The sequence below is a fragment of the Thalassobacillus hwangdonensis genome, assembly GCF_042675915.1.
Lineage (GTDB): Bacteria > Bacillota > Bacilli > Bacillales > Halobacillaceae > Thalassobacillus_A > Thalassobacillus_A hwangdonensis.
The window spans coordinates 899,360-924,761 of the sequence record NZ_JBHTKL010000005.1 but is presented as its reverse complement, the minus strand read 5'-3'; the positions used below and the strand labels follow the sequence as shown (position 1 = coordinate 924,761).

Sequence of the window (25,402 nt, the reverse complement as noted above, 5' to 3'; positions counted from 1 at the left end):
GTCACCTACCTTCCTACTAATCCCATTTGGTTGATGATACGGTCAATCATTTCATCGACTGCTGTGATATTTCGGGCCGATGCATTGTATGCATGCTGAAATTTGATCATATTGGTCATTTCTTCATCAAGCGATACGGCACTTACTGACTGCCTGCGTTCATCGACAGATTGACGTAGAGTCAATGAGTTGTGATTCATACGCTGCGCTTCCTGGGAGGCCACCGCCATTTTTCCGATTACACCTTCGTAATAGGTTTTTACAGTGGCATTGTTGCCTAAATCGCTCAAGGTCGCGTCTTTTACATTTGCCAGGTTTAACGCATTTTCACCATTACCGGAAAAAGCTTCTCCTGTGTCCGGGTCAACTTCAGCCGCTGCAATATAATTGCTATCTTCCTGAATCAATTGATTTACTTCAAGTGATCCTGCCAGCCCAGTATAATCCATTCCTTCTGAGGTAAGATCATCCGCCCCAGAAACGAAAAAGGAAATCGGTGTTATTGACCCGGCTTCGATATCTTTTAGGCTCGCTCCGCTTCGATGCACGTCATTGAATTCTTTCGCAAAAGCGTACGCCATTTTATCAAGATTACCTAGCATTTTAGGGTATTCCCCTTTAAGGTTGCCGGATCCATCTGTGTACCCCAACGTTTCTTTCAATGCCAACAGCTTACCTTGTGATTGAAAATCCGATACAGTTGTACCGGTACCTGCAACTAGTGTTCCATCATCATTGACTTCTCCACCGACAGTCATCGTTCCCATCACTTTTTGACCATCAACTGTCGGGTAATCGATATGTATCTGTTTCACTCGGTCTTCGACATTTTGCTCACTCGGGTCAATCAGCGTATGGCGCTCACCACCATTGATCATGACAATGCTAGCCTGTCCCATTTGATCGGCCTGCTCTTTGCCATCATACTGCACTTCGATATCCATCATTCCGGACAGTTTATCTACTAGGCGGTCACGTGCATCATACAGATCATTAGGCAAATAACCATGTGGTTCGATTGCTGCGATTTTTTTGTTAAGTTCATCGATTTGATTGAGTGTAGAGTTTACGTCTGTTACGGTGACATCCAATTCATGCTGAAGGTCTGACTGAACACCTTTCAGGGAAGTGGATAGGTAATTGAATGTTTCTGCTACAGCGATGCCTCGTTCGACAACTACAGATCGCGCACCTTCATCCGGATTTGATGCAAGGTCCTGAAGCGACTGCCAGAAGCTGTCCATTGTATTGGATAAACCATGTTCACTCGGCTCATTCATGATTTCTTCCATTTTTCCAATACTATCCGCCATTGTCTCCCAATACCCGACTTTATTCTGTTCTCCACGGTATTGAGCATCCAGGAATTTCTCCCGTACACGTTCAATTGCACCAGCCATGACACCACTGCCGACCTGTCCAGGGATTTCTGGACGGTTACGTGAAGCTGGTGGAAATGGGCCAGTCTGTTCAAAATTGACACGCTGCCTTGTATATCCTTCTGTATTCGCATTGGAAATGTTGTGTCCAGTCGTGTAAAGGGCGGATTGCTGTGCATACAGACCGCGCTTCGCTACTTCCAAACCATGAAATGTTGAAACCATGAATAGACCCCTTTCTTACGCCTTCGAATCAAACACAGACCGCTTCTCTGCAGAAGGGGTCGATGCATTGGTATTCGTATAGTTTAAATTTTTCATCTGCGGCTGAAGCATGTCCATCGATAGCTGGACGAACTGCATCGACTGTTGCGTCAACTCTGCATTCAATTGTTCCTGTTGTCTGAGATCGGATAACACGTAAATCATCTGTTCAAACAGAAACTGCAGCTGATTCTTTTCTTCACTGTCATCCAGTACCTCCAGCATTTTAGATACTGTAGGTTCTTCATCGTTAATGTTATGTTCCGCGAAAAACACCTTCACCGTTTCCATACGCTGTTTTTCAATCTTATCGATCGCCTGGATATGCTTTCGTTCTTTTGCCATCAATGATTGGAGGGCAGTGATATCGTTCTTTTTCAAAGCCGCTGTTTTTTCGATGGAATGGTTCAGCAAACTCTGATGCAATTGATGGAGGTGTTCCATTTGGTTGATGATTGTTGAAAGGCACACGTTGACGTCCTCCTTGTTACTGCTTCGACCAGAAGTCGATCATTTTCTTAGCTGTTGCTTGTGCGTCTACCTTGTATTCTCCGTTATCGACAGACTGCTTGATTTGGTTCACATAGTTCTGTCGTGCAGGATCCACCTTCGCACCTTCCTGCATCTGCTTCGCCTGACTGGAAATCTCGATACGATCCTGGTTTCCCGCTCCCTTTTTCAACTCCGTCTGATTATTCAACTGCTTCTGATACGGGTTGAAATTGGGTTGATTCGGTCCATTGATTTTCATCCGTTACACCTCGCTTTACAAACTTCCGAAACTTCTTCTGACCTTTATATCGGACATTTCAATGAAATGTTGAATGCTACTATTTTCCTTTATTAACTGAATAATACGTATTCGTTTGCTGTTCTTCTCGTTCTTTCTGCTTAGAAGCGAGTTCGTTCACTCTATCCAGCTCTTTTCGAAAATGTGAGGTACATTTATCACACAAGTTTCCCTCAGTAATTGGCCCCCCACATTTTTCACAACCGTAATTCATATTTAGAAAATGTGTTGATCTAATCCGCTTGCTCTTGATGAACTTTATAATCAAGTCTTCTTTCACACCAGTCGCTTCCACTACTTCAGGAATCGTAGCCGATCGATTCTCTCTTTTTCTGATGAATGTATAAACGATTTCGAAGGCTTCTTCTTCTTTTTTGAAGCAGTCCCTGCAGACAGCTTGAGGTCCACTCACAAAAAGTGCCCCACATTGAGGGCAGTTCGCTAATTCTCCCACGTCTCGTTCCTCCCTGTACTCTCTCTTTCCATTATATCGGCATGGTTTTGAAAATAAAAAGGCTTTCTTATTATTTATTCGACAGGTAGCTTGCTTTAGGTTGGTTTGGGGTAGATGGGAACCCACCCCCCTATCTAATTAATAATCAAAGAACCTACCAATTAACTTCTTATTAGAGACAACGAATAGACCTTAGGACAGCCGTTTTCTTTTAGGAGTTTTGCTGCGTGTCTCAGGGTGATTCCGGTGGTGTATATGTCGTCTACTAAAACGACAGGTTTCGACACTTTCTCATTTAGAGAGAATGGGTTAGCTGAGGTTATCCGTTCCTGACGTTTCTTTTTCGACTGCTTTTCACTGTGTGCACGTGATAATAGATTTCGGGGAGGGGAAGGTAGAAACCTTGCCAGTGCCTCTGCCTGGTTAAATCCTCTTTCCTGAAGTCTTTCTTCACTTAGGGGGATTGGTACATAAATGCATTCCTGCTGAGAGAAGTGTGCCATTGTTCTTGCTTTCCACATCTCTTCGAAAGCATGTACCAACATATAATCACCACGATACTTCCATTTAGCGATCAACTCTTGCATCCACGGAGTGTAACTGTAGATAGAGACGTTCCTCTCTAAGATCCCATTCCATTTCGAATCGTTCTCCCACCTATTGCAATCCGTGCATATATCGTCTTTATCCATATGTCGGTGACACTTCTGACAAATCGGTTCTTCTATAATAGGCAACTGGTCTTTACAAGTGACACACAGAAATTCTTCTTCTGAAGGGATAAACAAATTTGACCAGGTCACTTCCGGCATTATCAGCTCATGACAGATGACACAATGCATTACAGTTTACTCGCTAACCGGTTCATTCGTTTGATAGATTCCACGGCGTCCACCATCGCATTCGTTACCCCTTGATGGAAAAAGACAACGTCCCCATCCGGATCATCAGGACTTCTTCCAGCCCTCCCAGCAATCTGAACAAGTGCTGCCTGATCGAATACCGTGTGCCCGCTATCCAATATAGCCACGTCAACAGATGGAAAAGTTACTCCGCGTTCAAGGATTGTAGTCGTCACAAGAACCAACCATTCCTTCATACGAAACGCTTGGACTTTTTTTGATCTATTAGAATCTGCTGCATGTACGGAGGTTACGGAATTGAATTTCTGTTGAAGAATCTTTTCGATTTTTGATGCATTTTCAATGGTCGGGACAAATACAAGTAATTGTCTGTTCGGTTTTTTCCGAGTATCCAACCATCGATAAAACTCGGGCGAGAGTTTGTTATTATTAAGGTTTTTAGTTAAGGAGAAACTAGATTGAAGCTTAGGAACAGGAAGGGGATGACCATGAAATCGCTGCGGAACAAAGACAGTTGGAAGTTTTTTAGAATGGATTTCCTGCAGTTGTTTTGGACGAGGGGTTGCGGTTAGATAAACCTGAACTCCGTTAGTCTTGGTTGCGCGATTGGTTGCGTACGGGAGCGAATTATCAGCATGATAGGGAAAAGCATCGACCTCATCGACGATCATTACATCAAACGCTTGGGAATAGCGCAGCAATTGGTGTGTGGTGGCAAGGATAAATGAAGTATCTCCTGTCTTATCAGGACTATCTCCATATAGCGCCTGAACTGAAACGCTCGGAAAACTGGCTTGAAAACGCGGCAGCAGTTCCTGCACAACATCCGCTCGAGGTGTTGCTAGACAAACCCGCTTTCCTGATTCAAAAGCTTTTGTCAAAGCAGGAAATAACATCTCAGTCTTCCCGGCTCCACATACCGCCCATACCAACAGCCGCTCACCTGGCTTCTGAATAACTTCCACGAGCTGTTGTGCTGCTTTGTTTTGAAAAGGTGTCAATTCACCTTCCCAGGTACATGGATCAGGGTATTCAGTTGAGGGTGCAGGGCCTGCCCAATAATAGAGTTTAGTGCATGCATTCACCCTGCCCATCATGATACATTTCCTGCAATACAGACAGTCCTTGTTACATGAGGCATGGGGCATCACTCCAAAAAGGTGCTTCTTTTCATTTCCACACCGAAGACAAATCGCTTTCGATCCCCTGACGCTCACCGCATCTATTGTTTGGATGAGGCGCTTTGAGATATAGGTGTTTAATTGGTCATCAATAAGAGGGATTTCATGTCGGAGAAGTAGTTTTCCTGAAAGATATTGCTGGAGTTTGGGATCGAATTCTGAAGATATTTCCGGGGAAATAATTGGAGATTGGAAGGTGTGGTCGAAAGGCGGAATGGGTTCAGAAGAGAAAAAATGTTGTAAGAGTTTCAACTTATAGATCAGCTCCTTTACTAGAAAAGGAGGGTGTAACCCTCCTCTAGTTTACTTTTTATACCAGCCTAGGCCGAGTGAACCTTCGCCTAAGTGAGTACCGATTACCGGACCGAAATAGCTGATGATCACTTCAACATCATCGTACTTCGCTTCCAATTCTGCTTTAAGCTCTTTTGCATCTTCAGGTCGATTTGCATGGATTACAGAACAGGCATAGTTTTCGCCTGCCACTTTTTCTTTATCAAAAAGCTGAACTAAGCGCTTGACTGCTTTTTTACGTGTGCGGATTTTTTCATAAGGTACAATCTTTTTATCAACAAAGTGAAGCAGAGGTTTCACTTGCAGCAGACTACCGACAAATGCCTGCGCTCCGCTCAAACGCCCTCCACGTTGAAGGTGACTGAGGTCATCCACCATAAAGTAGGCATTGATTGATTGTTTCATTTCTTCCAATCGAGCAAGGATTTGTTCTGGTGTAGCACCGTTATCCGCCATCTCAGCCGCTTCCAGAACATAAAACCCTTGGATATAACAGCTGATTTCAGAATCAAAGGCATGGACATCAATTCCCTGGACCATCTCCGAAGCCGCCTGTGTACCATTGAACGTGCCGCTGATTCCACTTGAAAGATGGATCGCGACCACCGCATCATAATCCTTTGACAGTTCTTCGAGCTTCTCGGCTACCAGACCGACCGAAGGCTGAGATGTTTTCGGTAATTGATCTGCATTTCTGACCATTTCATAAAATTCATCCGCTTCAATGTCCACTTCTTCTTTATATGCTTCATTGCCGAAGATGACATTAAGCGGCACCATATGTATATGCTTGCTCGATCGGACGTCTTCAGGTATATAGGCCGTACTATCCGTCAACACCGCCGTTTTCATAAGTTATCATTCTCCCTCGTATTGATTTCCTTTTTCTCTGTCTGTATGTCCCTATTTTACATGAATTCCAACTGTAAATCACCACAAACTTCTCTTCCATCATCGGAAGTTCAAGGATTCTCCTGCCCTCCTACTACTTATCTGGCGACGGACATGTGTAAAATAAAAAGAGCTCTGAGCATAAGCCCAGAGCAAACATTTCTATTAAAGTACTTCAACCCAACCATTCTTGATTGCCGTAACAACTGCCTGCGTACGATCGTTCACACTCATCTTTTGAAGAATGTTACTCACATGGTTCTTGACCGTCTTTTCACTGATATAAAGTGATTCAGCAACACCACGGTTACTTTTCCCATCAGCCAACAATTGCAGCACTTCACACTCACGACGAGTCAACAAGTGCAGTGGCTTGCGGTATTCGATCGCTTTAAGAGTTTGTCCACTTTCACTCGATTCAGCCAGGCGGCGGTATTCTGCCACTAGGTTGTGAGTGACTTTCGGGTGAAGGTAGGAACCTCCATCGCTGACCACCTTGATCGCATCGATCAATGCATCGGAATCCATCTCTTTCAACAGGTACCCCTGGGCGCCAGTCTTCAGCGCGTGTGTCACATAGTTTTCATCATCGTGGATGGACAGGATGATGACTTTCAGGTCTGGGTAGCGCTTGATGATTTCAGCAGTCGCTTCCACACCGTTCATGTTCGGCATGTTGATATCCATCAATACGATATCAGGATCGTGCTGCTCGATCAGGTCGATGGCCGTGTCCCCGTCATCGCCTTCAGCAACTACCTCAAATGAGGATTCGAAATCAAGAATTCGTTTTACGCCTTCGCGGAATAATTTATGGTCATCAATCAAAACAATCTTCGTGGTCATGGTAATTCCTCCCATATCCGGTTCTCTATATTTTTTAGTACTACGTTTTCCCCTAATCGGTTAAAGGGAAACCACTTGTTGGTCAAATGTATACTAGCCGATTTCCCTAGAGTTACATTTCATTATAAAACATTTCCATAAGTTTAGGTAGTGTTACCTGAAATTACCGGTTCAGCGGCATCTGTATCATGACCAGAGTCCCTTTTCCAAGCTTGGAGTCGATGGTCAGCTCTCCCTCAAGCATGTCAACGCGTTCACGCATGCCGACGAGGCCAAATGACTTGTCTTTTTTCACAGATGTATCGAAACCTTTCCCGTTATCCTTAATGATCAGGATGGCAGCATCATGTTTAAGTTCTGCTTTCACCTGGATTTCAGTCGCTTCCGCATGTTTCACCGCGTTCTGCACTGCTTCCTGGACAAGACGGAACAGCGCGACCTCGAATTTATTTTCAAGTCGGCGCTCACGGCCAAGTGGTGTGAATGTAATATCGATTCCGTCGTACTCCTTGACGGTAGCTAAATATTTTTTCAGTGTCGGGATCAGACCAAGGTCATCCAGTGCCATCGGACGCAAATCATAAATGATGCGGCGCACTTCATATAAGGCGCTGCGAACCATCATCTTCACATCCTTGATTTCCTGCAACGCTTCCTGAACACCACGTTCACGGAACGTGCGGTCGATCAAGTCGGAACGAATCATCACATTTGCAAGCATCTGTGCAGGACCGTCATGGATTTCACGTGACAGCTTCCGGCGTTCCTCTTCCTGCGCCTCGATGATCTGCAAGCCGAACTCCTGCTTTTCCTTAGCGTCTTCAAGAGCTTCGGTAACTTGACGGAAGTCGTCATTCAGGTAATTCAATACGACGGAGATTTTTCCAACGAGCCCTTCTGCGCGTTCAACCGTCTTCTCGAGGTTCGTCAACCGGCGCTCGAGATCATCCCGTCGTTCTCTTAGCTGCTTTTCTTTTTCTCTTTTTACAGAGAGTTTCATTTGCAGTTCATGGGTTTGTTCATACACTTCGCGGATTTCCTCTTCGGAATATTTCTTGAAGTGTTTACTGACTTCAGAGAGTCTTCTCCGGGAAAATCGGACCTGCTGTTCCAACTTGTCCCCTTCATCAATCAGGGAAATGACCTGCTGTTTCGTTTCCAGCAGTTCGTTATGAAGTTTTTCAAATTCATTGCGTGAATCTTCGCCGATATGAAAAATTTCATCTTTACTGTTGGATACGGTATCGACCATCTCTTTGATGATATGATCAAGTGCTTTTTCCCCAGTTTTCAATTCACTCATCCTAACTCTCCTCCATCAATTTTCACATACTCATTCGATTTTCCTATGTCGTTTTGTGGGGGTCTTCGTAAGAAAAAATACATTTATTCCATCCTTGAAATTTCATTTGCAGGGATGTTTTAACAGCCTTATAATTAAAGCTTAGGAGGTTTTCTAAAACCATGTTAGAAAGTTATTATACCGTAAAAAAAGAAGGATACACAGAGATAACGATACAAAAGTCACGCTTCATCGGCTATGTACGCCGATGTGATACCGAGGAAGAAGCACAGACGTTCATTAAGGAAATCAAGAAAAAACATAACGATGCCAACCATAATTGCTCGGCATATATGATCGGGGAACATGACCTGATCCAGAAGGCGAATGATGATGGGGAACCAAGCGGAACTGCCGGAGTACCTATGCTTGAAGTACTAAAACGAAAAGGGCTGAAGGATACTGCAGTCGTCGTTACAAGGTATTTTGGAGGAATAAAACTTGGTGCAGGCGGTCTGATCCGTGCTTATTCGAGTACTACCTCGGAAGCGATCAAAGCGACTGGAATCGTAAAACGACAATTGATGCGGGAAATGACAGTAAAGGCGGATTACTCACTTCTTGGTAAATTGGAAAATGAAATTCGAAACTCAAGTTTCCATCTGGAGACGATCAACTATCTCGAAATTGTGGAATTGGTTGTCTACGTAGAAAGTGGACGTGAAGACGAATTCTCGAATTGGATCACCGATTTAACAAGTGGCCAGGCAGAGCTCATTCATGGAGATGTCAACTATGCAGAGATTGAGGTAACTGATGACGAGATAGAATAATCCCGCGACAATGTTATGTCACGGGATTATTCTTTACTTCCATCATTATTTGTTTGCAGCAATCGTTCAACATCTTGAATCGACAACCCTAACCCTTTCGCTTCCTTCATCAGCATGATCCACTCTTCATCCAGTACTTTCGTTTCCACCGCGTTCACCATCTCCATTCATTAACTGCTTTTTTCGTCCTTTGAGGCAAACTTCCAGGCAACAAGCTGCTCAATCGTAACGTCCAGCGTCTTCGATAGCTTTCTCAGTACAATCAATGATGGATTTTTTTGGACCCCGCGCTCGATATTGCTGATATAGGATTTAGACACCCCCGACCTTCTCGAGAGCTCACTCAGAGATATACCTTTGTCCAATCGCAGTTCTTTCAATCGTCGTCCAATCAATGTACAAACCTCCACTCAGTAAGGTCGTTCTTTAAAAAGAACTGCAAATCAAAAAAATAATTAGTACGTCAGCGTTCTGAACGTTCTTAATAAAGAATTATTAATTTCATTATAAAGAACAATACTATGCTTGAAAACCCCTATATCCTTTCATATTATGCAGGTTATCGTTCATCTTATGCCATTTTCTCATTTTTTCGCCATCCTGCACACTTTTTCACCTTTTCCCACAAAAATGGATGCCTGAATTTAGGCACCCACTAGTCATCAACTTCTTATCGTTTGGTTCAGCTTCTGGGTCAATTGATTGAAAAGCACTTCATCCCCATTATCAATGGCTTTGTCAATCAACCTGCGAAGGTTCCCTTTTTCCAATTCTTCGAACAAGCCAATGGACTCTGAGGGATCTTCTTCTTTTTCTTCGATTCGGTCATGCGTTTTTAAAATCGACTGGATCTGAGTCATGAATTCCGGCAGCACGAGCAGATCCGCAACTGCCACATAAATCACTTTTTTACCTCTTTGGAAAACAAAAATATCATAGACGTTATGAATCCGGTTTTTCTTGCGATCGATGATAATCTCTTTCGATTCTTTCGGAATGAAGTGATACAACTGTCCGTCCACCAATACAGAAAAGTACTGATATGCAAGCACGATGCGCGTGTAGTGGCTGTCTTCTTTCACATAATAGGGCTTGAGCATCTTAACGGTCAACAACTTGTCCACCCCCATAGAATTCTGAATATTCAGTATTCATAATTATAGTATGTGACAGATCGTTGAAAAAGAAAAGCTTTTTTTCTCTGTAAAAATTAACAAAGCCGTATTTGCTCCTTAGGTCCCAGGGCAACGTACGGCTTGCGTCTTATCTTTCTATACAAGATCTCAGTCGTCTAAATGCCGGCAGATTTGCTCTGCAGTGTCGGCTTTCTCTCTGCTCTTTCTTTTAAAAATGCTTCAACTTCTTGTTTCGATAAACCTAAGGCTTTGGCTTCTGACATCAATACTACCCACTCGACATCGATTGCTTCCTTGCGCCAATTCGTTTGCATGAATGATCATCCTCCATCATCCATCACCTTAGGCAGCTCGGCCATCTTCGCTCTTTTTTATGTATGGATCCCGGGAAGAGCAGCATTAGATCCGAAGCTTTGCGTCCTTACCTTTCGATAAGTTTGCCTTTGACTAGCGACTTATTTTTAATTTTCTGATAAATACAGTCTACTATACTATCTGACAAATTACTAGTCCTTTTATAACATTTACATAGGTATAAAGTTGCGTTTTAGCATACTCAAAATGCAGGATTTGTCGATGTATGGTAATAGAATAATTTTGACCAAAAAAGGCCACCATTCAGGCGGCCTTTCGGATTAAACGAGTGCATGCAATTTTTCATTCACATAGGTTTTCAGTTGTTCGAGGCGATCCAGACTTTCGTTGAAGGAATCCGACTTCACCCCATAATAGAATTTAATTTTCGGCTCCGTACCTGATGGACGAAGGCAGAACCAGCAATCCTCTTCCAAGATGAATTTAAGTACGTTCGATTTCGGCAGTGTAATTTCACTCTCTTTACCTTCTGCCACGTGGTGGCGCTTGGAGGATGCATAGTCTTCGACAGCGACGACCTTCAACGATCCTACTTGATCGATTTCCATGCCACGGAAGGCTTCCATAATTGATTGGATTTTTTCAGTACCTTCTTTTCCATCAAGCTTGATGGATTGCAGGTCCTCCACGTAATAGCCATAACGCTGATAAAGTTCGTCCAGCGCTTCCAGCAGCGTCTTCCCTTTCGACTTCCAGAACAAGGCCAGTTCTGCAGCAAGGATAGCAGCCTGGACTGCATCCTTGTCACGAGCGAATTCTTTTACGAGGAAACCGTAGCTTTCTTCATAACCGAATAAAAATTCATATTCTCCGGTGCGTTCGAATTCACGAATTTTTTCTCCGATGAATTTAAAGCCTGTCAAGGTGTCGAGGGTCGCGACATCATAGTAGTCTGCGACTTTGCGGCCGAACTCGGACGTTACGATCGTCTTGATAAGTAGTCCATTATCCGGAAGATCCGAATGCTGGGAAAGGATGTAATCCAGCATCAGCGCGCCGAGCTGGTTTCCGGATAGTACCGTATAATCATCATCTGCATCCGGTACAGCTACACCGAGGCGATCTGCGTCAGGATCCGTGCCGATCAGAATATCCGCGCCTACCTGCTTCCCTTTTTTAATCGCAAGTTCGAATGCCTGATGCTCCTCAGGATTCGGAGATTCCACTGACGGAAATTCAGGGTCAGGCTGTGCCTGTTCTTCGACGGTATGCACGTGTTTCAAGCCCATCTGCTTCAGGCCTTCTTCGACCAGGAACTTCGCTGTACCGTGAAGCGGTGTGAAGACGACTTGCAATTCGTCAGCCATGTCGTGATTCATATGCGGATTGAAGCTTACCGAACGAAGCTCTTTCAAATAAGCATCATCCACTTTCTTATCGATCCATTCCAGCAAGCCTTGTTCTTCCAACTCAACTTGGTCAGCTACATCGACAGTGAGTTCGTTTTCGACCTGATTGACGTAATCGATGACTTCAGCTGCCTGCTCCAATGGCAGTTGTCCGCCATCTTCGTTGTACACTTTGAAGCCGTTATATTCGGGCGGGTTGTGGCTCGCTGTGATGACAATACCACCTGCCGTGTGCAGGTAACGTACCGCAAACGAAAGTTCAGGAGTCGGGCGCAAGGAAGTGAACACATAGGTTTTGATGCCGTGTGCACCAAGGACGCGAGCCGCTTCGACAGCGAATTCCTTTGACATATGACGAGAATCATAGGCAATCGCAATTCCTTTTTCTTTCCACTCCTGCCCACGATTTTCTATGTACTTCGCTAAACCTTCAACTGCACGGCGGATCGTGTAGAGGTTCATTCGGTTCGTTCCAGGGCCAAGCTTACCGCGCATGCCTCCTGTACCGAATTCAAGGTTTTTATAGAAAGCATCCTCCAAAGAGGTTTCATCCTCCTGCAGCTGCTGTAATTGAGTTGTAAGTTCCGCATCCAATGATGCAGCATTTTTCCATCTGAGGTGGTTTGTCTTCCAGTCCATCCTACCCCTACCTTCCTCTATTGTTAATATGTATGATTTTGTAGAAACAACCTCATTATAACAAAATTCGTTCTGCTGATGCGCGCATATGTCTAAATAGTTTTCGACATAATCGGGTGGTATATGATTTTATTATACAAGTTTCAATTTCGATTAACATTTCTTGAATATTGCATACTCTAGTGGTTCATAATAGTGAAAATTACAATTTTTAACTGAAAAAGGATAATTATTTTTCAAAATTATTTGTCGGAATTTTTGATATGACAAATAAAAGTATATCGCTTATGATAAATAAGTATTCTTTTTTTATTATTCTATTGTAAAGGAGCATTTCAATGGCACACGCAAATAAGAAATATGATTACGATCTTAGCCAAGTCAAACAACTATTAGAAGAGTCCGATAAAAACTATCGCCAGATTGCTCAGGAAACGGGCTGCCCATACTCGAACGTCGTCTATCACGGACGGAAAATCAGAGGGAAACGGTACAAAACGAATGATGTAACAGAAACAACACCTTCCGTGGAAAGAGAGCAGGTCGTGAAAGTCAAACCCGCGGAAACCCCGGTACTTCAGCCTGATGAAAAAGTACTTTCTAATAACGCGACTGACGGCTTAGAAACGCCATCATTTGAAATCACCAATGAAAATATCAATATTTCCCAAGCGGAAGAAACAATTAAAAAAATGGTGGAAGCAGTCAAAGTTCTTGGTGTGGAAAATGTATCCATCAAGTTGAGCAGTAAAAACTAAATCATAGTCTTAAACAGCCCCATGCAAATGCTGGGGCTGTTTCTATATTTATATTACAAATGCATGACAAACTCTCCACTTTCATTGTTCGTCAGTTTTCGACTTGTATAATAGTGAACTGTACGAATAAGAAATGGAGGGTTTTATTATCAAATTCAACAAGAATCTACTGATTCTATCGGTGATCACTACTCTGGCAATCTGTCTTTATATTTTTCTACCTTTCCAAAACACAGGGAGTGCTACCGGCAAAGAATCTCAACAATCCCAGACAAATCAATTGCAATTACAAGAGAATCAGGAAGTTGTAGAAACACAGGTGCTTCAAGAAGAAGTTCCAACCGAAACCGAACAACCCATACATACAAGTGTGAATTTAAACGAATTCGAAGAGGTGGAGGAAACAGAGGTTTACATACATGGAGAACCTAAACCTGAGCTTACAATCCACGAATACAAAGAAAATATTTACACACCTCTAGAAGAAGTAGCTGAAGCGATGGGGCATGAGCTGGAACAGGCAGAAGAAGGACACTTCGAACTGCATACCGAAGAGGAGACGGCTTACACAATCGTTTCAGGAAGTTCAGTTGTACATAAGAACGGCATACCGATTATGATCGAGGAAGGGGATTTTGAAGGAAATCATCCCGCTTTCGAAAAGGAAGACAAGCTGTACATACCATTGGATTTCGCCGAATCCGAACTTGATTATGATGTACAAACTCTGGAAAACGGAGATATCAATTTAGGGAAGGCCATCGTGGAAAAGCCTGATTTCCCATTGGACGTGCCTTTGATCAATCAAATGGCCGATCCACAGTTGTACAACGGATGTGAAGTTACGAGTATGGCGATGATCCTTAATTATCACGACGTACACGTTACAAAAACCGAGCTCGCCAATGCGGTACCTCGCGTTCCATTGAACTACTCTAATGGACAAAAAGGTAATCCGAACGATGGGTTCGTCGGAGACATGGAGAACGGTCCTGGACTTTCCATTTACCATGCGCCATTGGCAGAGACGACCCGGAACTATGTAGGCGATCGTGTCATCGACTTTTCAGGAAGCGAACCTGAGAAGCTGTTTGAGTACTTGGATAAGGGATTGCCTGTATGGGTGATCGTCACTTCTCCATTCGCGCCGGTCAATGAATGGGAAACATGGAGCACCCCTCGCGGACAGCTCGATGTAACCTTCCGCCTTCACAGCGTAGTGCTGACCGGATATGACGAGACACACTTCTATATCAATAACCCGTTCGGCCATAAAAACCAACGTGTCGCAATCGATTCGTTCATAGGTGGGTGGCAGCAGTTAGGCAGCCAGGCAATTACAATTACAGAATAAGTATGGCAGGCACCCGTTAATTTGGGTGCCTTTTTTAATGGACGGGCTGATCCAGTTCCATGCGAAGCTTCTTTCTCGCCTGCTTTCCCCAGCCTTTTACGGCATCGATGGTCGTTCCCTCTTTTTCTGCCAATCTAGTTAGCGGCTGGTCGAGGATGATGTAATGCTCGACCCATTTCCACTGGTTTTCCGTTAGCAGACGTCGGATTTGATTCCAGAACAGGAAATCGTCCATTTCTTCAATATTGATCATCAATTCCGGATTGCGGTGGTTTTCCAGATAGTCATGCTCGCGTTTCATCGCAGTGGAATGCTTACGGATGAGGTCGATGAGACGGTTGCGGATCATGTAGTTAGCCAACTGTCGAAAAGAACCTTTCTCGGGATCATACCTTGTGTAGGCTTTCCACAGGGCGATACATCCCTCCTGGAAAAATTCGCTTTCAGGATCGCGGATGCCAAGCTTGTAAATATGGTGGTGGATCATCGGTTCGTAGTCTGTTGCAATTTGTTCGAAGGATTCTTGCGTGGCTTTCATGTTTCACTCTTTCTTGAGTTCGCGAATTCAGCAGGATTTGCATGCTTCTACTTCTATAATCGAAAGAAGTATCAAGAAAGGTGTCAAAAAAATACAACTACTGAACAATTCAGCAGTTGCATCAGGACTGGCTAGTCAATGTAAGTGTCGTATGATCGATTTCAATCAGGTCCCAAGAAGTGACGATGCCGGCGGGTTTCTGGTCGCGCATCCCGCTCTCGGTAAGGATCACCGCTTCAAGCTTCTGATTTTTATCGGAAAAGGTTTCGAATAATTCTTCCAGTTCGAAGATGGTGCTTGTAATCGGAAGGAATTCAACGTTATGCGCAGGTTCCATTTTGAGAACATCTTCAACTGTGACAGCTTCCAATGAAACAAGGTCGTGCTGCATGTTATTTGCCATCCACTTGATGATTCCACCTTCCGTCAAAAGACCGACAAAATTGCGTTCACGGTAGACAGGGAACTGGGAAACCTTCTGTTCACTGAAAAATTTGAGGACAGCACGAATCGGTGACGCCGGCTGAAAATGGATGACCGGACTCGTCGCAAGCGCCATCGCTTGTGGAGGATCAACAAGCGTCTGATGGATATGTTCCAAATCTTCAACTACTTCCTGATGAGGGATAGCAACATAATAATCATCTTTGATTCGTTCGTGGACAAGCGCGTTACGAAGCTTAGCGTATTGCTTCAGTTTGTGAAAATGGAAACGAACGGCACTATTTCTGTCTCTCGATGTATGCAGAAGGTGGATGAAGGCGTCTTTACTTGGAAACTCGTTCATCTGCTTCAATCGTTGATGGATTTGGTTGAAAATCCGCTCGAATCGCTCTGCGCGTTCTTTTTCTAACATTGATAGTTACTCCTCTTTGTCCGTTGTTTCTTCATTGGAAGATTCATCGCTTGTGGATGTAGTAGAAGCTTCTGTTTCTTCTTCTGGCTGTGTGGCTTCCTCTTCATCGTCTCCTTCACCTGCAGGATCATCCTCCTCTGCCGGCTCCTCAGGATCCTCTTCTTCATCTTTCTTTTCTTCATCTACATCATCTGCGGGGTCATTAACTTCTTCTGTATCGTTCTCATTTTTTTCTTCTGATTCATTTTCATCTTTCTTAGAGTTGTCTTTTTTTGTACCTTCAGTAGAAGTTTGTTTCTCATCGTCTTTCTTTTTTGTTGTAGTAGTTTCTTTGCCCCCATCCTTTGCAGGTGCCGAATCATTTTCTTTTGCTGGTTCAGGACTTGAACTTTCTGTTTTTGCAGTAGTCGAGCTTGTTGATGAGGAGGAGCCAGTGTTCAGATTGATACTTTCAGTAGTATCAACGAAGGTAGTATCTTCCTCTACTTCCTCGAGTTCAACTTCTTCCGTTTCTTCTTCCAGTTCGTCAAGACCTTCATCCTCTTCCTCTACTACGAAAAAAGAGTCCGACGGTGCTTCAGTTTCATTTGATATGTAATAGTTGTTCAGATCATGATCTTCAGCAGTTTGTATTTTTTGATAAGAAGCTTTTGCTGTGAACACTGTATTTCCGTTCACGATCGCTTTAACAAAAATGAATCCCGTTGCGGCTAAAGCGATAACAAGTACTGCTGTTGCTGCAATAGCGACTGTTTCTTTGTTGACTTCCATTACGTGTCCTCCATTTCATATGTCCGTGTATGTAATTCCGTCCACGATGCATGTATCATAAAGTTACCATAAAATAGAATAGATTAGTAGTTTCCGGAAGGAGTTATGTAATAAATGAAGAAAAGATTTGTCACTGCAGATAACTAAAGGGGGATCTTTTATGAAGAAATTTTTAGTCGTGTTGGTATTAATGTTTATTGCAGCAGGGTGCAGTAGTGCAGGTGCACACCATAAAGAATTGGAAAAAACGCTGGATTCGGAATTACAGAATGAGCAGCTGAAGGAAATGGACTTGAATGACTATACAGAGTTTGAGTGGGATGAGGCGTATATATTCCCACCTTATACAACTGAAGCATCGATGGAAAAGCAAACAGGGATCAAACTTGAAGATCCAAGTGGAATGGAAAGCAGAGATGACATCAATCTGATCGTCTTCACTCATGAAGGAGCGTTCACGAATTACGTGGAAATATCAAGGAAGCACGCAGATATTTCCTCAGGGGGAAAGAAACATCTCACCCCCCACTCCCCGACAATTACCATAACCCACCATTAAAAAAGAGAACCTGATTTCAGGTTCTCTTTTACTTATTAACGCATTGAGGGACAGTCCCCCGCTACGGTGATGCGGTGAAGCGGTGGGGGACTGTCCCTCACTACGCTAAAGTGTGTCATGTTTTCTTTTGTGTTGCGTATAATTTGTTGATTGGTTCTGTACCGGGAGGGAGGTTCATCACGAAGTTTTCAACAGAGGCAGGTCAATAAATTGTACAAGGAGTGGTAACTTTGCAATATTGCGCCCATTGTCAGGCACCCTACCAAGGCGGGAAGTTTTGCGGAAATTGTGGAAATGTTTTCGAACCATTAGAAGTCAATGAAGACCAGCAACCTGTGGCAAGCGATTCCCCAACTAAACGTGAACCAGAACCTGGAATAGAGACCAGTGATCTTGGATCATCTGCTGATCATAACCATCAGCAGCAACCATACAACCAAGTGCCGCCTCATCAACCATCCTATGCGGCAGCCTCTACTGTAAACAACAACTATCAACGGTCTTCTACAAGCATTCAGGAGTCGGGGAAGAACTATTTCAACAACCTCAAGGATGTATGCAAACGCCCAATGGAAGCTGTACGTAAAGCATCCGATCAGAACTACTTCAATGCTAAAGTCACATTTGCCCTATTCGTCATTCTTTCTGGCCTGCTCGTCTACTTGGCTGCACAAAAGATGGAAGATATATTCAGTATCTTGAGCTTTGGATTTGATGTTCCTTTCTGGTCTGTATTCATTCCGGTCGCCATTGTTTCCATCATTACATTACTAGCAATCTGCTTAACTCTGTTTCTGATACTGAAAATCAATAATCCTGCAGCTCCAGCTTTCAAAGATGTAGCCGGAAGATTTGCTACTCTACTGGCATACCCAATGATCGCGATGGCATTATCGTGTTTGTTTCTATTGATCGAAGTAACATCGATCGCCTTCTACACAAACGTACTCACCTTTTTCGGCATCGTAGCCGCTATCCCTTTCACAATTGTCTCGTTCCATCAAGGAACCAGAGGCGGATTGGATGCATTTCTACAGACGATTCTTTCTTATTTCATACTTTTCTTAGTTCTTCGGATGGTGATACTACATATCATCTCCAGCATCACAGACATGTTCATGCCATTTTGATACACGAACCAGCCCATGCAGAGGGCTGGTTCTTTTATTTTCAAAAAAAAAGAGATGCTACGTGAGCACCTCAATCTCTTACTGTATCTAAAATATCAATCTTCCATATTTTATAGTTTCCTGCATCATCCAACCGAAGATGGTACAGCTTCTCACGGTCATAATCCGTACGTTCTCCGTCGTGGGTGAAGATGAATTGTTCACGCATCCATACCCTCGCACCATCAGAAGTCATTTCCACATCGAGCGGTTCGTTTAGCGTGAAATTAAAATTGAATGCATCAATGACATCCGTCTCGATATATTTTTTCAATTCATGATAAGCATGACTGTCAAAATCCAAATAGTCCTCAGCAACGGAGAAGTCAACAGTATTCAGCGCATTCTCATAAGCTATACGAAAGGCAACCACAGTATCTTGAGGCGCTGAATCACTCACGGATTCACTGGCTTCCGATTCTTCATCAGCAGTTTCACTGGCTTCCGGTTCTTCTTTTGGAACCGAAAATTCGGCTACCTCAGTTTCAGAAAGAATAGGCATCGTATCTGTGAAATTTTCTTCGTTATAGGCAACGAATTGCAAATCCCCGACCAACCAGCCGCCTTCATGATAGATGATCTTATAATATAATGCGATAGGCTCCACCGGCTCTTCTTCCGGTCCTACTTCTGTTTCAAAAATCTCGGAAATACTTTCTTCCTTCACAAGCACTTTTGCGGCATAGGCTCCATTCGACTCAAGCGTCACTCCTTTTTGCATTTCCATTGAAAGGAACTGCAACCGGTACGTGTACCCCTCTTTTATATCCTGCGTAAACCATCCGAGCAACTCCTCTTCCAGCTCCGGAACTGCATTCTCCAACGTTCCACTTCCCTGGTTTTTGTAAGCTTCGAGATAGGAATAATTAAAATCAGCAATCAATTGCGCAAAAGCAGCTTCCATTTCAGAAGAAAAAACGAATTCTACATTCATAGAAGGATCGGTAAGTGGTATGGGTTCTGACACCATTGTCCCCCAGGGGAATTCCGCTTCAACCACAGCTGTAGTAGAACCATCCAGAACCACCGGGCCATAAGCCTCTTCAAAAGGATTGATCTCTGTCTTTTTATCATTGATAAATAAGTTCGCCTGTTGTGGTTGAGGAGTAACAGTCTCGAAAGTGACCATTTCAGCATCCAGGTTGAATCCCATCTCATAGTCCGTCTTGCGCCACAATTCTGTCTCGTTTGTTGTAGTCAAATCCGCTTCTCCAGTTTTGTATCGTGCAGTAAATGCATAGATTCCTGGAATCAAAGGGCCGTATTCGTAGCTTTGCGCATCTTCGTCTGAAGTAAAAATTTCTTTGTCTGCATAAAGTACCTCGGTGCCTTTGTAGTCGGTGTAAAAAGTGAGATAAATCGGTTCGATTGAAAGAAAACTCTGTTTGAAAAGGAGAAATCTATCCTGTTCTACAATTTCAATAAAAAAATCGTCTTCCCCGAGTAAAGCGTCCCACATTTCATCTTCCTTCGACTTCACTGTATCAAGCTGCGCTTCCAACTCATCCAGTACCTCTTCATGATTTTCAGGGTACCGGTCGATCAAACTCAAATAAGCTGCTGCGTCCTGTTCGTTTATCGCCGCTTCTTCTCCATCAAAAACGAATAGATCAGCCAGTGCGTTGGCATCCTTTTCCTTCACTGCATCTTTGTAACGCTCTACAAGGTTGGTTGCTGAGTAGTAATCCGAAATGACTATGTAGCCTGTAACTAGAAGCAGCATCGCAATAAGGGCGATGCCAAGTCCGACCTTTTTCTTTTTTGACATTTTCTTGGCCGGAAAATTACCGGCAGGCGGGGATGTCTGGTTAGTTCTTGATGGCTTCACACGCTGACCGCAGGATAGGCAAAAGCTATTCCCTTCCATAAGCTTCTCACCGCAGTTATTGCAATAGTTCATAAAACCCTCCTTCAAAGTCATGGTGGGGACCTCACCCCTCAAACCATCCTATGAGTAAGGGATAGTAATCATACTTGAGATTCATTTCAATATAGCTAAATAAGGAGGGACCTTTGGCGTGGTTGGCGTAGACAATCTTAAACCATTGTTCTTTAGACAAGCAGTCGGACGATACAATTTAGAAATTAGGGATATTGAGGAGGGTAAAATTGAATAGATTTGCTATGGTGATTTTTGTCCTTTTGATTGCTCTACTGGGAGGCTGTTCAGAGGATTCTCTTTTGGATAGTGAGAATGCTGAATTAAAGGAGAATCCCGATATTGTATCTGCCGAAGATTTCAACCTATATAAATCTGCTGATTTTCATGCAACTTATCACCTTTATTATGAAGATGATCCCATGATAAAGATGACGATGAAACCAATGTTAGCAGAGAACGGTTACCTTCAATATGAGCTGAACTACCGGGACTCTGCAATGACGAGGAGAATTCATGCCTATCATGCGTCGGATGCAGGGTACTCGATCAATTACGGAATTGAGGTTGGTAGAGGTGAGCAGCCAGATCCGATCATTCCTTTTCCAGCCCAGGAAGGGGAACTATTTTTATCGTTTCCTGCTTCATTAGGAAAAGAGTGGACCGTTGAAGGGGACGGATGGGAAGTATTCTATGAAATAACTGACATGAATGCGACAGTCCAGACCTCGTTCCAAACGTTCACAAACGCAATTGTCGTCGAAAGCTACGATCCTGATTATGACGAACAAATCCAAAGCTACATCGTAAATGGCTACGGGGTAGTCTACGAAAAGTTCACTTACTTCGACGACACCACCCAAATCATTGAACTAGCAGACATCACCTTCAAGTAAACGCGTTAAAGCACTGAGGGACAGTCCCCCGCCACGGTGATGCGGTGAAGTGGTGGGGGACTGTCCCTCAGTGCGGTGAAGTGAAAAAGGATGCCGCTTTTGGCATCCTTTTCTCAATTCTTCTTTATTTATTTGAGTGGGAGGCAATCAAGGTTGCTTTCCCTTTCAAGCCATAAGTATCCACTGTTGCTGGGATGATGATGTGGTCGCCTTTTCGGAAACTATAACTACTCCCATCAACGACAATCTCACCTTCCCCTTCGATCACACTAACCAGTTTATAAGAGCGATCAGAAAGCCCTTCTACTGCTCCATCCAGTTCCCAATGCTCAACGGTAAAGTAATTCTCTTCGACCAGCTGCTCACGCACGAGCCCCTGCTCAACGGATTTTTTTCGATCAACGGCAGGATCTTCATGAGGCACGGTCGTCACTTCTTTCGATTTTTCCAAATGAAGTTCGCGTTTCTTCCCGTCCTGGCCGACACGGTCATAATCGTACACACGATACGTAATATCGGAACTCTGCTGTGTCTCGAGAATCTGGATACCTGCACCGATTGCGTGGATGGTTCCGCTTGGCACGTAGAAAAAGTCGCCCGGTTTCACTTTCACTGTACGTAGCAAGTCGTCCCATTGACCATCATCGATCATCTGCTCTAGCTCTTCACGCGTCGATGCATGATGACCGAAGATGATTTCTGCTCCTTCTTCACAGTCGATCACATACCAGCATTCTGTTTTTCCGTAATTTTCACCTTCGACTTCACGTGCATAAGTATCATCCGGGTGCACCTGCACGGATAAATCCTTTTTCGAATCAAGGATTTTCACAAGCAGTGGAAATTCGTCGCCTTCTTCTCCCCCGAACAATTCGCGATTTGTTTCCCATGCTTCCGCCAGAGTCTTACCTTCCAACGAGCCATTTTTTATTACGGACGGTCCATTCGCATGTCCGGAAATCCCCCAGCATTCTCCTGTATAGTCGGACGGAATCTCATAACCGAACAGTTCCTTCAGTTTCGTTCCGCCCCATAGTCGTTCTTTGAATTCAGGTGCTAAAAAAATCGGTTCGTTATACATCGTCTACTCCTCTTCTCCATCTTCCGCTACCATCTTCAGCAAGTACTCGAAAATCAAATCGCACAGCATGACGAGCGTCGATCTTGCCGACACATCGTACCCCGCATACGTCACTTTCTGCACCGGTGCACTCACGCCATAATCCGTCAGCTCATGCAACGCACTGTCTGGATTGTTTGTAACCGCAACGCTTGGCACGTTCAAATGCGCAAGTTTATCAGCCGCCTTCAACAACGTATCGGTTTCCCCGCTAGAGGAAATGAATATGACAAGGTCGTCGCGGCCGATCCAGTTGCTGATCAGATCAATCATGTGCGATTCATAAATATAGGTGGATGTCTGGTTCAGCTGCATCAGCCGCTTGCTCAAGTATTCTCCTGCCATTTTCGTCAACCCGACTGACAGCACGACAAGCCGGTTGGCTTTGTTCATTTCCCCGGCAATACGCTCCAAGTCCTCATGCGCGATTGTACCGAGACTTTTCGTAATATCTTCCACATAACGCTGGATCGGGTGCTGATCGGTCGGCAGGATGGTAGCATCGATCGTTTTCAATATATACTTCAACTCAGCGAAGCCTTCAAGACCGAGCTTATGGCACATGCGCACGATCGTCGTCGTACTGACATTGTTCGCTGCTGCCATTTTCGTCAAGGCCATCGTCTTCGCTTCATCGAGATGATCTTCAATGTAATATAAAACATGCTTTTCGGAATGTGTCAATTCCGTCAAATGTCCGGAGAACCGTTCCAGAACTTTTCCCATAAAGGCATACTCCTTCTGTTATCAGTACATTTCCGAGTATACTCTTTCATGAATCAATGTACAAATGTACATTTCCTGTACAACCATTACGGTTAATCCTGTGTTACAACTGTAGTAGAACGTTATGAAAACACTTACAAAAACATCAAGGCGGTGACTTACTATGGAACTTAAACAAATGACACAACCGTCTCTTATTCGTTTCGATTTGAGCGAGACAACCAAAGAAGACGTCATTTGGAAATTGACTGAAACATTATATGAACAAGGATGCCTTTCCTCTAAAGAGGCGTATTATGAAACCGTTTTAGAACGGGAAAAGGTTTCCCCGACAGGGCTTGAAGCAGGTCTTGCTATTCCGCATGGTAAATCGAATGCAGTCAAAAAAGCAGCATTCGCTGTAGCACGACTGGAAAAACCGATTACCGACTGGGAAAGTATCGACCCGACAAACCAGGTAGAGCTTGTCTTCCTTCTGGCAATTCCTGAAGGAGAAGCAGGGTCGACCCACTTGAACTTATTATCTGAACTAAGTACACGTTTGATGGATAAAACGTATTACCAAAACCTGATGGCTGCCAAAAATCCGGATCAATTCCTTACAGCTCTTGACGCAACAAGTGAAGAATCTGCAGAGGAGCCTGGTGAATATTCAAAAACCGTACTTGCCATTACAGCATGTGCTGCTGGAATCGCCCACACTTACATGGCAGCTGAGGCGTTGGAGCAGGCTGGTAAGAAACGTGGCGTCCGCGTCCTTTCTGAAAAACAAGGTGCGAACGGCCTTGAAGACGAACATACGGCTGAAATGATCGCAGAAGCCGACGCTGTCATTTTTGCAACGGATATTTCCCCAAAAGGAAAAGAGCGATTCGAAGGACTTCCTTATGTACAAGTCCGCGTTGCTGAACCACTTGCAAAAGGAGACGAGCTGATTGACCGCGCGTTGAACAACCCGGATGGTGTTGTCGAAGCAGGAGATCCTGCTGAATCTTCTACGTCCTTAAATGGCAACGGTTCCAATAAGAAAACAGGTTTCCTTGGTGAAATGGCCCAGGCGATCCTGACGGGTATCTCTTACATGATCCCGGTCATCGTCGCTGCCGGTCTGATGATGGGTATCGCGAAGCTTGGTGCAATTCCATTCGGTCTTGTAAATGAAATCAATGATATTTCCTATGCAACTCATGACAATGAGCTTTACGTTATCCTGCACCACCTGGATAAATTCGGATTTATGATCTTCCAGTTCATGTACCCGATCTTCGCTGCCTTCACTGCGTATGCACTTGCTGATCGTGTTGGTATCGTCGCTGGTTTCATCGGTGGTCTGTTTGCTGCCGGAATCCACTTCCGCTTCTGGGGAATCGAAGATGGCATTCCATCCGGTTTCTTCGGCGCGTTGATCCTTGGTCTTGCTGCAGGTTACATTGCACGTTTCCTGAATCAGAAAATCAAACTAGGTAAGAACTTCCAGGCAATGAAGCCGATGTTGATCATTCCGGCAATCAGTGTCCTGTCGATTTTCTTCCTTAACTTCTATATCGTCGATCCAGTATTCGGCGGATTGAACGAACTTTTACGTAATACGATTGAAGCTTCACAGGAATCCGGAGACATCATCCTCTCCACAATCATTGCTGCTGCTACAGCATTCGACCTTGGTGGCCCGATCAACAAAGCTGCAGGTGCGATCGCTATCGGACTTGCTGCCGATCAGATTTTCCCATTAACGGCGCGTGTACTGGCAATCGTCATTCCGCCAATCGGACTTGGCCTTGCAACTGTACTTGACCGTTTCATAGTAGGTCGTCGCGTATTCGACGCGAACCTTCGCGTCACAGGTAACACGTCGATTTTGCTTGGATTGATCGCCATCAGTGAAGGTGCGATTCCATTCATGCTTCGTAACCCGCTGATCACGATTCCGATCAACATCCTGGGAGCGATCATTGGTGCAGTAACCGCTGTGTTGCTAGGCGCTGTCCAATGGTATCCACTGCCTGCCTTCTGGGGCTGGCCGCTCGTTGAAAATATCTTTGCCTACTTGATCGGTCTGACTGTCGGTGCAATGTTCATCGCACTAGCGAACATCTTCATCCGCTATGCACTCATCAAACGCGGCCGTATGACAATCTAAGTACTAGAATAAAAAATCAAAACCCAGCAGCATGCCTGAACGGATCTTTTGTCCGACGGG

General features: G+C 44.2%; 27 protein-coding genes and 1 riboswitch. Of the genes, 7 read left to right on the top strand and 20 right to left on the bottom strand.

The features are described 5' to 3' along the window. Window positions 1-5 precede the first annotated feature (5 nt). The 9 genes from flgK to ACFQ2J_RS13965 all read right to left on the bottom strand — a co-directional run bounded on the left by flgK (window position 6) and on the right by ACFQ2J_RS13965 (window position 8,265). Window positions 6-1,604 carry a flagellar hook-associated protein FlgK gene (gene flgK, locus ACFQ2J_RS14005; protein ID WP_386061644.1) on the bottom strand — a complete coding sequence of 533 codons (1,599 nt, stop codon included), beginning with the start codon at window positions 1,602-1,604 and terminating at the stop codon, window positions 6-8. A gap of 15 nt (window positions 1,605-1,619) precedes the next feature. Beyond that, window positions 1,620-2,114, bottom strand: coding sequence for a flagellar protein FlgN (locus ACFQ2J_RS14000; RefSeq protein ID WP_386061641.1), 495 nt, complete (start codon window positions 2,112-2,114; stop codon window positions 1,620-1,622). Between the two features lie 16 nt (window positions 2,115-2,130). Next, on the bottom strand, window positions 2,131-2,394 hold the full coding sequence (gene flgM, locus ACFQ2J_RS13995; protein ID WP_386061638.1) for a flagellar biosynthesis anti-sigma factor FlgM: 264 nt from the start codon (window positions 2,392-2,394) through the stop codon (window positions 2,131-2,133). A 79-nt stretch (window positions 2,395-2,473) separates the two neighbouring features. Further along, on the bottom strand, window positions 2,474-2,887 hold the full coding sequence (locus ACFQ2J_RS13990) for a TIGR03826 family flagellar region protein (protein ID WP_386061636.1): 414 nt from the start codon (window positions 2,885-2,887) through the stop codon (window positions 2,474-2,476). 161 nt (window positions 2,888-3,048) lie between these two features. Continuing rightward, entirely contained in the window at window positions 3,049-3,729 is a 681-nt protein-coding gene (locus ACFQ2J_RS13985; RefSeq protein WP_386061633.1) for a ComF family protein, read from the bottom strand. After that, window positions 3,729-5,183: a DEAD/DEAH box helicase gene (locus ACFQ2J_RS13980; protein ID WP_386061630.1), complete on the bottom strand. Its 1,455-nt coding sequence runs from the start codon at window positions 5,181-5,183 to the stop codon at window positions 3,729-3,731. The genes ACFQ2J_RS13985 and ACFQ2J_RS13980 overlap by 1 nt, the downstream gene beginning before the upstream one ends. 51 nt (window positions 5,184-5,234) lie before the next feature. Continuing rightward, entirely contained in the window at window positions 5,235-6,077 is an 843-nt protein-coding gene (locus tag ACFQ2J_RS13975) for a DegV family protein (RefSeq protein ID WP_386061628.1), read from the bottom strand. Between the two features lie 204 nt (window positions 6,078-6,281). After that, window positions 6,282-6,962 carry a response regulator gene (locus ACFQ2J_RS13970; protein ID WP_386061625.1) on the bottom strand — a complete coding sequence of 227 codons (681 nt, stop codon included), beginning with the start codon at window positions 6,960-6,962 and terminating at the stop codon, window positions 6,282-6,284. Window positions 6,963-7,125: 163 nt separating this feature from the next. Continuing rightward, window positions 7,126-8,265: a sensor histidine kinase gene (locus ACFQ2J_RS13965; RefSeq protein ID WP_386061623.1), complete on the bottom strand. Its 1,140-nt coding sequence runs from the start codon at window positions 8,263-8,265 to the stop codon at window positions 7,126-7,128. Between the two features lie 161 nt (window positions 8,266-8,426). Between ACFQ2J_RS13965 and ACFQ2J_RS13960 the strand changes: the two genes are divergently transcribed. Next, window positions 8,427-9,077, top strand: coding sequence for a YigZ family protein (locus ACFQ2J_RS13960; RefSeq protein WP_386061620.1), 651 nt, complete (start codon window positions 8,427-8,429; stop codon window positions 9,075-9,077). 26 nt (window positions 9,078-9,103) lie between these two features. Here ACFQ2J_RS13960 and ACFQ2J_RS13955 read toward each other — a convergent pair whose 3' ends face one another. The 5 genes from ACFQ2J_RS13955 to ACFQ2J_RS13935 all read right to left on the bottom strand — a co-directional run bounded on the left by ACFQ2J_RS13955 (window position 9,104) and on the right by ACFQ2J_RS13935 (window position 12,576). Further along, on the bottom strand, window positions 9,104-9,244 hold the full coding sequence (locus ACFQ2J_RS13955; protein ID WP_386061617.1) for an anti-repressor SinI family protein: 141 nt from the start codon (window positions 9,242-9,244) through the stop codon (window positions 9,104-9,106). Window positions 9,245-9,247: 3 nt separating this feature from the next. Next, window positions 9,248-9,472: a helix-turn-helix domain-containing protein gene (locus tag ACFQ2J_RS13950; protein ID WP_386061614.1), complete on the bottom strand. Its 225-nt coding sequence runs from the start codon at window positions 9,470-9,472 to the stop codon at window positions 9,248-9,250. Between the two features lie 267 nt (window positions 9,473-9,739). Then, window positions 9,740-10,189, bottom strand: coding sequence for an IDEAL domain-containing protein (locus ACFQ2J_RS13945; RefSeq protein ID WP_386061612.1), 450 nt, complete (start codon window positions 10,187-10,189; stop codon window positions 9,740-9,742). A gap of 179 nt (window positions 10,190-10,368) precedes the next feature. Continuing rightward, entirely contained in the window at window positions 10,369-10,527 is a 159-nt protein-coding gene (locus ACFQ2J_RS13940; protein ID WP_386061609.1) for an anti-repressor SinI family protein, read from the bottom strand. 28 nt (window positions 10,528-10,555) lie between these two features. Then, window positions 10,556-10,665: riboswitch (cyclic di-GMP riboswitch) on the bottom strand. A gap of 183 nt (window positions 10,666-10,848) precedes the next feature. Next, on the bottom strand, window positions 10,849-12,576 hold the full coding sequence (locus ACFQ2J_RS13935) for a phospho-sugar mutase (RefSeq protein WP_386061606.1): 1,728 nt from the start codon (window positions 12,574-12,576) through the stop codon (window positions 10,849-10,851). Between the two features lie 338 nt (window positions 12,577-12,914). Here ACFQ2J_RS13935 and ACFQ2J_RS13930 point away from each other — a divergent pair, with 338 nt between their 5' ends. Both ACFQ2J_RS13930 and ACFQ2J_RS13925 read left to right on the top strand, forming a co-directional pair. Beyond that, entirely contained in the window at window positions 12,915-13,334 is a 420-nt protein-coding gene (locus ACFQ2J_RS13930; protein WP_386061603.1) for a hypothetical protein, read from the top strand. Window positions 13,335-13,467: 133 nt separating this feature from the next. Further along, complete coding sequence (locus tag ACFQ2J_RS13925) at window positions 13,468-14,688, top strand: C39 family peptidase (RefSeq protein ID WP_386061601.1); 1,221 nt, start codon at window positions 13,468-13,470, stop codon at window positions 14,686-14,688. Between the two features lie 34 nt (window positions 14,689-14,722). On the opposite strand, the gene ACFQ2J_RS13920 is transcribed toward ACFQ2J_RS13925, so the two are convergent. The 3 genes from ACFQ2J_RS13920 to ACFQ2J_RS13910 form a co-directional block, all read right to left on the bottom strand. Then, window positions 14,723-15,226: a sigma-70 family RNA polymerase sigma factor gene (locus tag ACFQ2J_RS13920; RefSeq protein WP_386061598.1), complete on the bottom strand. Its 504-nt coding sequence runs from the start codon at window positions 15,224-15,226 to the stop codon at window positions 14,723-14,725. 121 nt (window positions 15,227-15,347) lie between these two features. Next, window positions 15,348-16,082 carry a CBS domain-containing protein gene (locus tag ACFQ2J_RS13915; RefSeq protein ID WP_386061595.1) on the bottom strand — a complete coding sequence of 245 codons (735 nt, stop codon included), beginning with the start codon at window positions 16,080-16,082 and terminating at the stop codon, window positions 15,348-15,350. A gap of 6 nt (window positions 16,083-16,088) precedes the next feature. Beyond that, window positions 16,089-16,853, bottom strand: coding sequence for a hypothetical protein (locus tag ACFQ2J_RS13910; protein ID WP_386061592.1), 765 nt, complete (start codon window positions 16,851-16,853; stop codon window positions 16,089-16,091). Window positions 16,854-17,013: 160 nt separating this feature from the next. Here ACFQ2J_RS13910 and ACFQ2J_RS13905 point away from each other — a divergent pair, with 160 nt between their 5' ends. Both ACFQ2J_RS13905 and ACFQ2J_RS13900 read left to right on the top strand, forming a co-directional pair. After that, window positions 17,014-17,412 (top strand): membrane lipoprotein lipid attachment site-containing protein, encoded by a 399-nt coding sequence (locus ACFQ2J_RS13905; protein WP_386061589.1) that lies wholly within the window; start codon window positions 17,014-17,016, stop codon window positions 17,410-17,412. A 230-nt stretch (window positions 17,413-17,642) separates the two neighbouring features. Next, entirely contained in the window at window positions 17,643-18,542 is a 900-nt protein-coding gene (locus tag ACFQ2J_RS13900) for a hypothetical protein (protein WP_386061586.1), read from the top strand. A gap of 70 nt (window positions 18,543-18,612) precedes the next feature. Here the strand turns inward: ACFQ2J_RS13900 and ACFQ2J_RS13895 are convergent, their stop codons facing one another. Further along, window positions 18,613-20,481 carry a zinc ribbon domain-containing protein gene (locus ACFQ2J_RS13895; RefSeq protein ID WP_386061583.1) on the bottom strand — a complete coding sequence of 623 codons (1,869 nt, stop codon included), beginning with the start codon at window positions 20,479-20,481 and terminating at the stop codon, window positions 18,613-18,615. A 209-nt stretch (window positions 20,482-20,690) separates the two neighbouring features. Between ACFQ2J_RS13895 and ACFQ2J_RS13890 the strand changes: the two genes are divergently transcribed. Beyond that, complete coding sequence (locus tag ACFQ2J_RS13890) at window positions 20,691-21,356, top strand: hypothetical protein (protein WP_386061580.1); 666 nt, start codon at window positions 20,691-20,693, stop codon at window positions 21,354-21,356. A 124-nt stretch (window positions 21,357-21,480) separates the two neighbouring features. On the opposite strand, the gene manA is transcribed toward ACFQ2J_RS13890, so the two are convergent. Then, window positions 21,481-22,437 carry a mannose-6-phosphate isomerase, class I gene (manA, locus tag ACFQ2J_RS13885; protein ID WP_386061577.1) on the bottom strand — a complete coding sequence of 319 codons (957 nt, stop codon included), beginning with the start codon at window positions 22,435-22,437 and terminating at the stop codon, window positions 21,481-21,483. Window positions 22,438-22,440: 3 nt separating this feature from the next. Then, complete coding sequence (locus ACFQ2J_RS13880; RefSeq protein ID WP_386061574.1) at window positions 22,441-23,202, bottom strand: MurR/RpiR family transcriptional regulator; 762 nt, start codon at window positions 23,200-23,202, stop codon at window positions 22,441-22,443. A gap of 163 nt (window positions 23,203-23,365) precedes the next feature. Here ACFQ2J_RS13880 and ACFQ2J_RS13875 point away from each other — a divergent pair, with 163 nt between their 5' ends. Next, window positions 23,366-25,342, top strand: a complete 1,977-nt coding sequence (locus ACFQ2J_RS13875) for a fructose-specific PTS transporter subunit EIIC (protein WP_386061571.1) — start codon at window positions 23,366-23,368, stop codon at window positions 25,340-25,342. Window positions 25,343-25,402 lie beyond the last annotated feature (60 nt).